This window comes from uncultured Reyranella sp. (assembly GCF_945957355.1).
Lineage (GTDB): Bacteria > Pseudomonadota > Alphaproteobacteria > Reyranellales > Reyranellaceae > Reyranella.
In genome coordinates this window covers 201,370-214,097 of the sequence record NZ_CAMFKM010000004.1, presented here as the reverse complement: position 1 = coordinate 214,097, position 12,728 = coordinate 201,370, and the positions used below count along the sequence as shown (strand labels likewise).

At 67.0% G+C, this 12,728-nt stretch carries 13 protein-coding genes; 5 read left to right on the top strand and 8 right to left on the bottom strand.

Annotated elements, in window-relative coordinates:
* The first annotated feature begins 15 nt into the window (after nucleotides 1–15).
* Nucleotides 16–1,548, top strand: a complete 1,533-nt coding sequence (locus Q0Q48_RS08860) for a long-chain fatty acid--CoA ligase (protein WP_295136730.1) — start codon at nucleotides 16–18, stop codon at nucleotides 1,546–1,548.
* A gap of 119 nt (nucleotides 1,549–1,667) precedes the next feature.
* A complete protein-coding gene (locus tag Q0Q48_RS08855; protein WP_295136728.1) occupies nucleotides 1,668–2,312 on the top strand; it encodes a glutathione S-transferase family protein in 645 nt (214 codons plus the stop codon).
* Between the two features lie 19 nt (nucleotides 2,313–2,331).
* On the opposite strand, the gene Q0Q48_RS08850 is transcribed toward Q0Q48_RS08855, so the two are convergent.
* The 3 genes from Q0Q48_RS08850 to Q0Q48_RS08840 form a co-directional block, all read right to left on the bottom strand.
* Entirely contained in the window at nucleotides 2,332–2,841 is a 510-nt protein-coding gene (locus Q0Q48_RS08850) for a hypothetical protein (protein WP_295136726.1), read from the bottom strand.
* A gap of 144 nt (nucleotides 2,842–2,985) precedes the next feature.
* Complete coding sequence (locus Q0Q48_RS08845) at nucleotides 2,986–3,441, bottom strand: GNAT family N-acetyltransferase (protein ID WP_295136724.1); 456 nt, start codon at nucleotides 3,439–3,441, stop codon at nucleotides 2,986–2,988.
* A gap of 489 nt (nucleotides 3,442–3,930) precedes the next feature.
* A complete protein-coding gene (locus Q0Q48_RS08840) occupies nucleotides 3,931–4,872 on the bottom strand; it encodes a dihydrodipicolinate synthase family protein (protein ID WP_295136722.1) in 942 nt (313 codons plus the stop codon).
* A gap of 59 nt (nucleotides 4,873–4,931) precedes the next feature.
* Between Q0Q48_RS08840 and Q0Q48_RS08835 the strand changes: the two genes are divergently transcribed.
* The 3 genes from Q0Q48_RS08835 to Q0Q48_RS08825 all read left to right on the top strand — a co-directional run bounded on the left by Q0Q48_RS08835 (nucleotide 4,932) and on the right by Q0Q48_RS08825 (nucleotide 8,384).
* Nucleotides 4,932–6,068 (top strand): fumarylacetoacetate hydrolase family protein, encoded by a 1,137-nt coding sequence (locus Q0Q48_RS08835; protein WP_295136720.1) that lies wholly within the window; start codon nucleotides 4,932–4,934, stop codon nucleotides 6,066–6,068.
* 154 nt (nucleotides 6,069–6,222) lie between these two features.
* Nucleotides 6,223–7,644, top strand: coding sequence for an amidase (locus Q0Q48_RS08830; RefSeq protein WP_295136718.1), 1,422 nt, complete (start codon nucleotides 6,223–6,225; stop codon nucleotides 7,642–7,644).
* 8 nt (nucleotides 7,645–7,652) lie between these two features.
* Entirely contained in the window at nucleotides 7,653–8,384 is a 732-nt protein-coding gene (locus Q0Q48_RS08825; RefSeq protein ID WP_295136716.1) for an RluA family pseudouridine synthase, read from the top strand.
* On the opposite strand, the gene Q0Q48_RS08820 is transcribed toward Q0Q48_RS08825, so the two are convergent.
* The 5 genes from Q0Q48_RS08820 to Q0Q48_RS08800 are packed head-to-tail and all read right to left on the bottom strand — an operon-like array spanning nucleotide 8,356 to nucleotide 12,723.
* Entirely contained in the window at nucleotides 8,356–9,015 is a 660-nt protein-coding gene (locus tag Q0Q48_RS08820; protein WP_295136714.1) for a hypothetical protein, read from the bottom strand. The genes Q0Q48_RS08825 and Q0Q48_RS08820 overlap by 29 nt on opposite strands.
* Nucleotides 9,012–9,983: an ABC transporter permease gene (locus tag Q0Q48_RS08815; protein ID WP_295136712.1), complete on the bottom strand. Its 972-nt coding sequence runs from the start codon at nucleotides 9,981–9,983 to the stop codon at nucleotides 9,012–9,014. The genes Q0Q48_RS08820 and Q0Q48_RS08815 overlap by 4 nt, the downstream gene beginning before the upstream one ends.
* A complete protein-coding gene (locus tag Q0Q48_RS08810; protein WP_295136710.1) occupies nucleotides 9,973–10,911 on the bottom strand; it encodes an ABC transporter ATP-binding protein in 939 nt (312 codons plus the stop codon). Before Q0Q48_RS08810 ends, Q0Q48_RS08815 begins: the two co-directional genes overlap by 11 nt.
* Nucleotides 10,912–10,921: 10 nt before the next feature.
* Nucleotides 10,922–12,085, bottom strand: coding sequence for an NEW3 domain-containing protein (locus Q0Q48_RS08805; RefSeq protein WP_295136708.1), 1,164 nt, complete (start codon nucleotides 12,083–12,085; stop codon nucleotides 10,922–10,924).
* A 23-nt stretch (nucleotides 12,086–12,108) separates the two neighbouring features.
* Complete coding sequence (locus Q0Q48_RS08800) at nucleotides 12,109–12,723, bottom strand: glutathione S-transferase (RefSeq protein WP_295136706.1); 615 nt, start codon at nucleotides 12,721–12,723, stop codon at nucleotides 12,109–12,111.
* Between the last annotated feature and the right edge of the window lie 5 nt (nucleotides 12,724–12,728).

Below are 12,728 nucleotides of genomic sequence, written 5' to 3'. Positions count from 1 at the left end.
AAAGGCCGTGAACCGATGCCCAGCATTCCCTATTTCGACTGGATCTCCCACCATGCCGGCCGGCGTCCCACGCGCCTCGCGATCCACGACCTGCACACCGGCCGGAAGTTCTCCTACGCCGACCTCGACAACCGCGTTGCACGATTGACGTCGGTGCTGGCGGCGCGCGGCATCGCGCGGGGCGACCGGGTCGCCCTGCTCGCCCCCAACTGCGCCGAATATTTCGAAATCCAGTTCGCCTGCGGGCGGCTCGGCGCGATCATGTTGCCCCTGAACTGGCGGCTCACCGTGCCGGAGCTCGAATACATTCTGGGCGATGCCGGCCCGAAGCTGCTGATCCACGACAAGGCGTTTGCGGCACAGGCCGCCGCGCTCTCGAGGAACCTGCTCGAGATCGACCACGACCGGCCCGACGGCGACTACGAACGCGCGCTCGCCGCTGCCGGCCCCGCCCCGGCAGCGGTTCCGCTGACGCACGACGATATCGGCATGGTCATGTACACGTCGGGCACGACCGGGCATCCCAAGGGCGCGATCATCACGCACGGCATGGTGTTCTGGAACTGCGTGAACCTCGGCATTCCCGCGCTGATCACGCCCGAGACGGTGCAGCTCGTGGTGCTGCCGCTGTTCCATACCGGCGGCCTCAACTGCTACGCCAATCCGGTGCTCCATGCCGGCGGAACGATCGTGATCATGCGCACCTTCGATCCCGGCCAGGCGCTCGACTGCCTGTCCGATCCCGCGCTCGGGATCACCCACTTCTTCGCCGTGCCCGCGCCCTACCAGTTCATGATGCAGCATCCGAAATTCGCGACGGCCGATCTCTCGCGCCTGCGCATCGCCGGTGTCGGCGGCGCGCCCTGTGCGCTCGCCATCCTCGAAACCTGGACGGCCCGCGGCGTGCCGCTGGTGCAGGGCTGGGGCATGACCGAGACCAGCCCGGCCGGCACCATGCTCGACGCCGCCGATGCGATCCGCAAGCTCGGATCGGCCGGCAAGGCGCTGTTGCATACCGCGATCCGCGTGGTCGACGACCAGGACAACGACGTGCCGGCGGGCGGCATCGGCGAGCTGCTGATCAAGGGGCCCAACATCACGCCGGGCTACTGGAACAATCCCGAGGCCACCAAGCGCAGCTTCACCAACGGCTGGCTGCACACCGGCGATGCGGCGCGGCTCGACGCGGAAGGCTTCGTCTACATCGTCGACCGCTGGAAGGACATGTACATCTCGGGTGGCGAGAACGTGTATCCCGCAGAGGTCGAGAACGTGCTGTTCCAGCTCCCCGCCGTCGCCGACGCCGCGATCATCGGTGTGCCCAGCGAACGCTGGGGCGAGGTCGGCATGGCGATCATCGTGCGCAAGGCCGAGCAGGAGCTCGCCGAGGGCGACGTGATCCAGCACTGCCTCACGCGCCTCGCCAAGTTCAAGGTCCCGCAGTCCGTGGCCTTCGTCGACGCCCTGCCGCGCAATGCCACCGGCAAGGTCCTGAAGCGCGAGCTGCGCGTCCAGTTCGTCGGCCAGGACGCGCCGCCGATTAGCTAGGCTCAGGCAAGGGTCGAGTTATCGTATTTCGCAGCGTCCGCTTTCCGCTGTGACTCGACACGGTGTCGCCTTTAAGAACGCCCCGGCGAGTTCCGATACGAGTCAACCCAGGAAGTTCAATGCTCACGATCTACGGCGTCTACCGGTCCCGCGCGTCGCGCAACATCTGGCTGGCCGAGGAACTCGGCATCCCGTTCAAGCATGTGCCGGTGATCCAGCATTATCGCACCGTGCCGACCGGAATGCTGCACACCCAGTCTCCGGAATTCCTGAAGATCAACCCGAACGGTCTCATCCCCTCGATCGACGATGACGGGCTGGTGCTGCACGAATCGCTCGCCATCAACCTCTATCTCGCGCGCAAGCACGGCGGCCCGCTCGCCGGCGAGACCGTCGCCGAGGAAGGCCAGATCGCGATGTGGGCCCTGTGGGCGGCGACGGGCGTCGAGCCGCATGCGATCAACGTGCTCTATCACCGACTGGGCAACCCCAGCGGCGTGAAGGACCCGAAGATCGCCGATGCCGCCGTGGAGGCGCTGAAGGGCCCGTTCGCCGTGCTCGACAAGGCGCTCGCCAGGAGCGGATGGCTGGTCGGCGACCGCTTCACCGTGGCCGACCTCAACGCCGCCGAGATCGTGCGGTATGCCCAGCCCGCGCCGGAGCTGTTCGAAGCCGCACCGAGGGTCAAGGCCTGGCTTGCCGCCTGCCAGGCCCGTCCGGCCTTCAAGAAGATGTGGGCCGCGCGCGACGCCGAGCCGGCGTAGAGGACGGTCCTCGCGGAGATCAGGCCGTGGGCGCCGCACCGGTCAGCGTCGCAAGACGCGCCGTGGCGCCCGCGACCGCTTCCGCCGAGAACCGGTCGGGGTGGGTCAGTACGAGCTGTTCTCCCGTCAGTTCGACCATGCCGCTGGCCGCCAGCAGGTCGAAGGATTCGGGCGGTTCCTTGCTCTTCGCCCAGTCCTCCAGGCAGGCGACCACACCCCTGCTCTTCAGCTTGAGGCGCGTCCGGCTCGCCCGGGTGGCGCGACCGTTCTTCTGCGTCAGCAACTGCTCATAGGCCGCCAGCGTGCGGTAGAACGCCCGCTCCAGCGGATCTTCCTTGTCGGCGCCTTCGAGCGAGCAGAGCTGGTCGAAAGCCTGGCGCCAGATATCGTCCCGCCCCATCCGCTTCGCATTCTGCATCAGGGTGCGCAGCTGCTCAGGATCGGTGTAGCTCGAGATCGGCTTGGCCATCGTCTGCTTGACGCCAACCGGCGCCTTCGCCTCCGGTGCTTGCTTGGTATGTTTGGCCACGACTACTCCTGCACGATTGTCCGGCACTGGATGTGCAAGAACGGTAACCATAACACATTGCCCGACGTGAACCCCTCATTGTTCACATCGCGAAATCGGCTGCCGGGGCGGCACCCATCCATTCAGCACGACTGAAAACGGCCCTCACGCCGCCAGCACCAGGCGGTCGGCGGCCGGGGCGAAGCCGAAATTCTCGTAGAAGCGCTTGGCCGGCCCCTCGCCCACCACGGCCTCGACCTGAACCGCGCGGCGCTGGCGCGACCATTCGACGGCGGCGGCCAGCAGGCGGCGGCCGACACGGCGACCCCGTTGGTCCGCACGCACTACGAGGTTGTCCACTTCGATGACCTTGTGAACCCGCCCGCCTTCCAGTGGGACCAGCCGCGTCATCAGCACAGCCACCGCCAGCACGCCCAGCTCGCTCTGAGCGACCAGCAGCGTCGTGCCAGGCGTTTCGAGCCATGTCAGCACCTGCTCACGCGAACTTTCGCCGCCATCGAGAAGATCGGCGAGATCCTCGATGTCGCGTGGCCCCGCCAGCCTCACGCGGATGGCGAGGGGCATCTGGTGCGGTTCAATCTCTGCTTCGATGATCGACATGTCGTCCTCCGGTTGCGGGTTCCGCCGCGGCCCGGAGGCCAAGTCCTAAAACACGAAAGCCGCCGGGATGCGGCGGCTTCGTTGAGTCATGACCCTTCGCGCCGCCTATGTCAGGGGCGTAAAATACCAAGCGTTGTGGGACAGGGTCTTGAGCATGCCAATCTTATAGGCTCGAGACCGCAAGTTTGTCAAGGGTCAACACGAAACTGGGCCGGAGGGGGTGCGACACTCGTTTCGTTTGTTTCGTTTATTGCGCTTGCTTCGTTTGTTCGCGGTAAATCCGGCATTCCAACCACCCGCCAGCACTATATCGCGAGTCTGGCGGCATTAACCACATAGATGATCAAACCAACTGCGACAGCGAGCAATATCGACACGATGAGTCTCGTCGCCCGCCCCGGCAGCAGTCGCTCCACCAGCGAAGCGACTCCGTCGAGGATGGCGCTCACCGCCCTTACCCGACGCCCGGCCTCATCCGCGCCCGGGCCGTCACTCCGCCGCGACGGCCATTGCCTGCTTGAGGCCGGGCATGGTGAAGCCGAGCTTGTCGAGCTTCTCGATCATGTCGCGGCCGGTCTTCTCGTCGATCTCGACGATCGGCGGACGGACCGGAGTCCAGTGCGGATCAGCGCCGTAGTGCGCGATCACGTACTTCAGCGCCGGGATCATCACGTAGCCCTGCATGACGCCGCGGACCTCGTTGATCCAGGCCTGCAGCTTGTCGCCTTCCGGCGTGCCATAGGCCTTGATCGTCTCGGCGATCTTGCCCGGGTTGATGTTGGCCGTGGCGCTGATGCAGCCGACGCCGCCCGCCTTCAGGTTCTCCAGGATCGGCTTCTCGTTGCCGGAGAAGACGTCGAAGCCGTCCTTGGCGAAGGCCTCGATCATGCTCTTGGTGTGGGGCCAGTCGTCCGACGAATCCTTCATGCCGGCGATCTGCTTCGGATAGGCCTTCATCAGCCGCTCGACGAGCTTGTGCGTGATCGGCACGGCCGAGACCGGCGGGATGTGATAGAGATAGACGCGCAGGCGGTCGTCGCCGACCCTCTGCACCACCTCCGAGAAGAAGCGGAAAAGCCCCTCCTCCGGCACGCCCTTGTAATAGAACGGCGGCAGCATCAGCACGCCGCCGACGCCGAGCTTCACCGCATGCGCGCTGACTTCGGCCGCCTCGGTGATCGAGCAGGCGCCGGTGCCGGGCATCATGCGCGCGGTCGGCACGCCGGAAGCGACGACGGCTTCGAGCAGGTTCATCCGCTCCTTCGCGGACAGCGAATTCGCTTCCGAGTTGGTGCCGAAGACCGCGAGGCCGCAATCCTGGCTGATCAGCCATTTGCAGTGGGCGATGAAGCGGCCGACATCCGGCGACAGGTCGCGCTTGAAGGGCGTGACGACGGGCGAAAGAACGCCTTTGATCCGTGCTGCGGCCATGATCTTATTTCTCCCGGGAATGGCGCGCCTTTTCTGCAACGAAGCGCCGGAGACGTCCAGTGTCACCATCTCTCAGCGAAATCCTGCCCGAGGACGGCACGGCCGGCACGCTCGTGGGCCGCGTCTGGCGGGCCGGCCATCCGGCCGGGCCCTCGGTCGTCGCGATCCGCGGCGATAGCGTGTTCGATCTCTCGGCGACCGTGCCGACCATGGCCGATCTCTGCAACGCGCCCGATCCGACGGCGCTCGCCCGCAATTCGTCCGGCGAACGCATCGGTGCGCTGCAGGACCTCGTCGGCGACCTGCTGGCCCCGGTCGACCTGCAGGCGCTGAAAGCCGCCGGCGTCACCTTCGCCGTCAGCCTGCTGGAGCGGCTGATCGAGGAACATGCCAAGGGAGATCCCGCGCGCGCCGAGCAGGTTCGCGGCGAGCTGAACTCGATCATTGGCGCCGACGTGAGCGCCATCAAGCCGGGCTCGCCCGAGGCCGAGGCGCTAAAGAAGACGCTGATGGCGCGCGGCGCCTGGTCGCCCTACCTCGAAGTGGGAATCGGCCCCTATGCCGAGATCTTCACCAAGGCGCCGCCCATGGCCGCGGTCGGATACGGCGCCGAGATCGGCATCCGCCCGGATTCCGACTGGAACAATCCCGAACCCGAAGTGACGCTCATCGTCAGCGCCAAGGGCCGGATCGTCGGTGCGACCCTGGGCAATGACGTGAACCTGCGCGACATCGAGGGCCGCAGCGCGCTCCTGCTGGGCATCGCCAAGGACAACAATGCGTCCTGCGCGCTCGGCCCCTTCATCCGCCTGTTCGACGACACCTTCTCACTCGACGACGTGCGCCAAGCCAAGGTCGACCTCGAAGTGACCGGCCCCGACCAGTTCCGCCTGCGCGGGTCGAGCGACCTTTCGAGGATCAGCCGCGATCCCACCGATCTCGTGGCCCAGGCGATGAGCGCGCATCAATATCCAGATGGCATGGCGCTGATGACCGGCACGCTGTTCGCGCCGACCGAACCGCGCAAGCCCGGCGGCACGGGCTTCACGCACATGGTGGGCGACCAGGTCTCCATCCGCTCGCCGAAGCTCGGCACGCTCACGAACAAGGTGGCCCATTGCGACAAGATCGCGCCGTGGACCTTCGGTGCAGGAGCCCTCATGCGCAACCTCGCGGCACGAGGGTTGCTGCGGTAATAACCGTCGACACAATGCAACCTCATCCTGAGGAGGCCCGCAGGGCCGTCTCGAAGGATGGGGAACAGACAGCGCCTGCGTATCCCATCCTTCGAGACGGTCGCTTCGCGACCTCCTCAGGATGAGGTTCCTGGGCAGCGAGCCAAGGAAGACCATGACCGACCTCACCCGCCTGCCAGCTTCCGACCTGCGCGAGCAGATTGCCGCCAGGAAGATCTCGCCCGTCGAACTCACTGATGCCGTGCTGGCGCGCGCTGAGAAGCTCCAGCCGGTGCTGAACTGCTTCGTCACACTGGTGCCCGAGCAGGCGCGCGCAGCGGCCAAGGCAGCCGAAGATGCCGTCATGAACGGCGAGCCGCTTGGCCTGCTGCACGGCATTCCGTTCGCGGCCAAGGATCTCGTCAATACGGCGGGCGTGCGCACCACTTTCGGATCCCTGCTCTACGAGAACAACGTGCCGAAGGAAGACGCGGTATGCGCGGCGCGAGTGAAGGCCGCAGGCGGCATCCTGTTCGGCAAGACGACGACGCCGGAGTTCGGGCACAAGTCGCTGACCGACGCGCCGCTGTTCGGTCGCACTCGTAATGCCTGGAGCGCGCAGCATACGTCGGGCGGCTCCAGCGGCGGTGCGGCGGTCGCCGTGGCGGCCGGCATCGGTCCGATCGGCATTGCCACCGACGGCGGCGGCTCGACGCGCATTCCCGCGGCGATCAACGGCATGGTCGGGCTGAAGCAGAGCAATGGCGTGATCCCGCACAGCCAGGTGGCCGACGCGTTCGGCAACTACACCTATGTGACGCCGATGACGCGCACGGTGATGGACACCGCGCTGATGTTGCAGGCAATGGCCGGGCCGCATCCGTCGGACCCGTGGTCGATTGGCATCGAACCGCCGGACTATCTCGCCGCCGCCCGCGCCGAGGGCGATCTCAAGGGCAGGCGCATCCTATACAGCGCGACCTTGGGCAACACGTTGGTGGCGAAGGACGTGCGCGCCGCCTTCGAGCAGTCGCTGGTTCGGCTGCGCGAACTGGGCGCCGAGCTGGTCGAACTCACCGAGGAACTGCCCGATCTGGGCTCTGCGTGGAAGGTCATCAACCACACGACCTGGAAGGCGCGCTTCGACGAGATGATCCACCGCGACGGCAACCGCATGACGCCCTCGCTGGTGCGGCAGGTGGCCGAGGCGGCGGACTGGTCGGGCGCCGACTATCAGCGCGCCATGTTCCAGCGGAGCGAGCTGTTCCGAATGGTCCAGCGCTGGTTCGAAACGGCCGACTTCCTGGTGACGCCGACTGTGTCGCGCACCGCGCTGCCGATCGACCAGGACCTGTTCGATCCGATCACCATCGACGGCGTCGAGGCCGGCGAGCTGCGGCGCAACTGGTTCCCTTACACGATGCCGTTCAACATCACCGGCCACCCCGCCCTCTCGATCTGCAACGGCTACGATTCGGAAGGCCTGCCGACCAGCCTGCAGATCGTCGGCCGCTTCCGCGACGAGCCCTCGGTGCTGCGGGCTGCCGCGCTCTACGAAGCCAGCGAGACCTGGCTCGACCGATGGCCCGACCTTTGAAACCTCATATGCCCCCCAGGAGGGCGCCGCCTAGAAGGCCGCCGCCGCTGACGGCCGAGCAGATCCAGGCCCGCGTGCTGCATCGCGACGGGCTGATTCTGGTGATCGACAAGCCGGCCGGCCTCGCCGTCCATGCCGGACCGAGCGGCGCGCCCAATCTCGAAGAGTGTTTCGACGATCTGCGCTACGGCCTGCCGCGGGCGCCGGCGCTCGCCCATCGGCTCGATGCCGACACGGCCGGCGTGCTGGTGCTGGGCCGCCATCCCAAGGCTCTGGCCAAGCTCGGTCGCCTGTTCTCCGGCCGCGACACCGAGAAGACCTACTGGGCGGTCGTCGAAGGTGAGCCGCCGGCCGACGAAGGCGTGTTCGACATGCCGCTGCTCAAGGTGAACACGCGCAGCGGCTGGTCGGTGAAGGTCTCCGACAAGGGCCAGCCGTCGGTGACGCGGTACAAGGTCCTGGGGCGCGCTCCCGGGATGACCTGGCTGGAATTGAAGCCCGAGACCGGCCGCACCCACCAGATCCGCGTCCACTGTGCCGCCGCCGGTTGCCCGGTCATTGCCGACCGGCTCTATGGCCATGCCCTGCCGGACAGCCAGCTCCATCTGCAGTCGCACGGCATCGTTCTGCCGCTATCGAAGAGCAAGCCGCCGATCGTCGTCACGGCGCCGCCGCCGGCCCACATGCTGGCCGCGTTGAAGGCCTGCGGCTTCAGTCCCGGGCCGTCACCCACACCCTGAGCGTGTCGCCGGCTTCGAATCCCGACGTCACGGCGGCCTCGAGTTCGCGGCCGGACTCGTAGCCGACCAGCGGCAGGCGCGGAAACGTCTGCGCCGCCAGCAGGGTGAGCGCGCGCCAGACCGCCGGCGCATCGGCGGCGTCGGCAACGACATTCGACACGCCCACAACGTCCTCGGCGCGATAGAGCATGAAGCCGGCCACGACCTTGAAACCGCGCCGCCCCTTGAACATCGCGAAGTCCGGATCGCCAACTGGCAGCCCCTCGCCCTTGTCCTCGCGCGTCCAGGCGATGTCGGTCGAGGGCCCTTCGGCCGGCATGACGCTGCGGATCCACTTTGCCTCGAACAGCAGGTCGAAGCCGCGGCGCGACAGGTCGAGCGTGCCGAAACTGTCCTTCACCGACCAGCGCCCGGGCAGGTTCGACTTCTGCAGGATCGCGACGGTGGTGAGCTGCTCCTCGATCGCCGTATCGCCGACGGCCAGGGTCACGGCATTGGGATAGAAGCGCGGCACAACGGCCGCGTTCACCCACATGTGCGGTAGGAAGCGTCCCGCCTGGCCATGGGCCCTGCACACCGCATCGCACCAGCGCGCATTGTTGAGGGTGGCCGCGAGGGTCCAGTCCTTCACGCGCGCACTTCCTCGCGCTGGAAGACGACGTAGGCGGCGGCAAAGATCACGATCATGCCGGCGATGAGACCGGTGATCTGCGGCCAGATCAAGAGCAGGCTCTGACCGAACGGCAGCGGCGCCCCCATGACGGCGCCGCGCATCTGGGCCGGCAGCATCGGCCCCAGCGTCCGTGTCTCCGGGCTCAGCAGCCCCAGCACGGCCTCGCTGAACAGGGTGCCGGGCGACAGGCGCATCAGGCCCATCGCGAGGTCCTGCAGGGCCGCATAGTCCTCCACGCTGCGGATCTCACCGGGCGCCACACCGGAGACGATCGCCGAAGCGAGCTGCGGCCACAGCAGGAAGAAGAACAGCCAGAGGCCCAGGGCGCACAAGGCCGAGGTCGCGGTCGAGCGGAACAGAACCGAGAACAGCATCGAGATCGCGAGCCAGACGCCGCCATAGGCGACGGCGACGACCAGGAACCCGACGCCGCGCGCCACCTCGACGCCACGCGGCGGCACGCCGAGCAGGAGAAGGCCGACGCCGAGCACGATCAGCCACAGCGCCACCAGCACCACCGCAAAGGTCGCGACGCCCGCCAGGAACTTTCCGAGCAGCAGCGCGTCGCGATAGATCGGCTGCGACAGGACACGACTGAGGGTGCGCCGGTTGAACTCGCCGTTCACCGAATCGAAGCCCAGCCCGATCGCCATCAGCGGGATGATGAAATTGAGTGCCGCCACGAAGGAGATTCCGACCTGCTCCGGCTCCAGGGTGAAGATGCGCAGGAACAGGAACGAATTCGGGTCGACCACGGTCCGCAGGGTCTGCAGCGACGAGGCCACCGGGAAGGCGCCGAAGGCGATCACGAACAGCGCTAGCACCAGCATGCGCACGCTGCTCAGGTGATCCGCCAGCTCCTTCATGAAGACCGGCCCGATCCCGGTGAAGGGCGAGCCCTGACGGCGCGCGGCGCTAGGCGGCACGGCGGGCCTCCTCGAAGTAGCGGGTATAGACCTCTTCGAGGCTGGGCTGCAGGTCGGCCAGTCGCGTCAGCTCCCCACCCGAGGTCACGATACGATGCGCGACGGCCGCCCTCACGTCTCGGTCGGCGACGACCTTCCACACACCCTCACCTTCGGCGACGACGCTCTGCACACCTTCGATCCCGTGCAAGGTGCCGGCAATGTCGCCACCAGCAGCCTCGATCTGGATCGGATGCCCGGCGCCCAGCACCTGGTTGGCCAGCTCGACCACCGTGCCCATCAGCGCGATCCGGCCCTCGTTGAACAGGGCCACGCGGTCGCAGACGCTTTGCACGCGGTCGAGCAGGTGCGACGACAGGAGCACGGCAACGCCCGCCCGCTTCAGGCCGCGAATCATTTCCAGCAGCTCGAAGGTCGAGTGCGGGTCGAGGCCGGAGGTGGGTTCGTCGAGGATCGCTACCTCCGCTCTCTTCATCACGATCTCGGCGATACCCAGTCGCTGGCGCATGCCGCGCGAAAAGGTCGAGACCCGCTTGTCGAGCACGTCGGCGAGCTTCACGCTCTCCATGGCCTGGCCGATGCGCGTCTCGGCCTCGCGCCGCGGGATAGCCAGCAGACGCGCCGTGTAGCGCAGGTTCTCGCGCGCCGTCAGGTGATCGTAGAAGCCCACGGCATCGGGCAGGTAGCCGACCCGGCGTTTCACTTCGAGCGGCTGGCGCACCGGATCGAAACCCAGCACGTCGACCGATCCGCCGCTCGTCTCGGTGAGACCGAGCATCATCAGGATGGTGGTTGTCTTGCCCGCTCCGTTAGGCCCCAGCAGACCGAAGATCTCGCCACGCCGGACGCTGAAGTCGATCGCATCAACGGCGCGGTGTTTGCCGTAGAGCTTGGTCAGCCCGCGCGCCTCGATGACGATGTCGGTCATCCGCGCCAGACTAACGGCGGCCGAAACGCACGACCGCGCCCAGCAGCACCAGAAGCGCCACGGCGATGATGCCGATGCCGACGACGCCCCACAGGGTCGAGGTGGTGACGGCGATGCGGAAGTCGGCCGATGCCTGCTCCCCGCGTGCAACGGCGCGGAAGGAGGCCATGTAGTCGCCGGCGACCGCCTTGTCTGCCGGCGTCACCAGGACCTGCACTTCCTTCTTGTCATTGGGTGCGATCGAAGCGATCGACTTCGGATCGAACTCGATCTTCCAGTTGGCCGGCACGGTGCCCGACAGCTCGACCTCTTCGACCGGTGCGGTGCCGTCGTTGGTCAGCACCAGCGTGTAGGCCGAGGCCTTGCCGATCTCGGCCTCGCCGCTCAGGCGCCCGTCCCGGGTCGAGAGCGCGAGCCTGCCCTGCCCGCTCACCTGCAGCGTCACGCGCAATTCGGCGGTGGCACCCTCGGCCGCGACCTTGACCAGCACGGGATAGTCGCCGGCCCTCACGTCGCGCGGCGGCGTCACCTTGAGCTTGATGTCCTTGGTCTGGCCCGCCTCGACCGGGATCGAGCTGATCTCGCTGGAACCGAAGCCTTCGGTGAAGGTGCTCTGGAAGTTGGCCGGCCCCTGCGCCGCCAGCGCCACGGTCAGGTCTTTCCCCGAATCGTTGCCGACGGTCAGCGTGTATTCGAAGGCCGAGCGCGGCGTGCCACGCAGCGACGGCAGGCGCGACTTCAGGCTGAGCCTGGCCGGCGCCTCAGTGCCGACGGTGAGCGTGAGCGGCAGGCTGGCCTGTTGTCCCAGCGGCCCCCTGGCCGTCAGCACGACGTTGTGCGGGCTGGGCGGCGCGTCCTTGGGCACCTCGACGCGAAGCTGGACGATGACCTCCTGGTTGACGCCCACCATCACCGAGCCCACCGGCCGGCCGCCGCCCAGCAGGTCCATCTTCCAGCCCGCCGGGACGCCGTTCAGCGCCAGCGCCAGAGGCTGCGGCACCAGCCCCGCATTGTTCACCTTCACGCGGATCGTCGTGACCTCGCCCGCACGCACGGTCTGCGAGGGATAGTCGGTCAGCAGGAACAGCCCCTTGACCCCCGGCGGATCGCCCTGGGCGTGCGCGCCGGCGACTGGCAGGAGAAGAAGGACCAGAAGAGCCAGAAGGGCGCGCATCGTGGATGTACCTGCCGTTCCGATCAGGCCGCGGCGCTCGGCCGGGCCTTCATGCGTTCCATCCAGGCCGTCAGGTTCTTGTTTGCTGGGTCGAGCGGCTGGCCGACCTTGCCCAGGAACTCCAGAAAGGTGAACAGCAGGATGTCGGCCATGGTGAGCTTGTCGCCCGTCACGAAAGGCTTCGAGCCCATGAGTCCGTCGAGCCACACCAGCTTCTTCTTTGCCGCTTCCTTCAAGCCGTCGGCTGCCTCGGGAATGCAATGGACGCGGTCCTGGAACATCTTCAGGCCCTGCGAGAAGCGGAAGCCGTTGGCCGCCGGCTCGAGGATGTTGAGGTCGATGCGGCGCACCCACATGCGGGTGTTGGCGCGCTCCTCCGGCGTGTCGCCGATCAGCGACGGCGTATCCTTCTTGATCTCGTCGATGTACTCGCAGATCGCGGTGATCTCGGCCAGCACGGTGCCATCGTCGAGTTCGAGAGCGGGACACTGTCCGGACGGATTGAGCTTGAGGAATGGCTCGCGCCGGTTCTCGCCGCCGCGCAGGTCGACCTCGACCTTCGGCACGTCGAAGCCCTTCTCGGCCATGAACATCCGGACCATGTGCGGGTTGGGGCCGACCGAATTGTAGAACTTCATTTTCT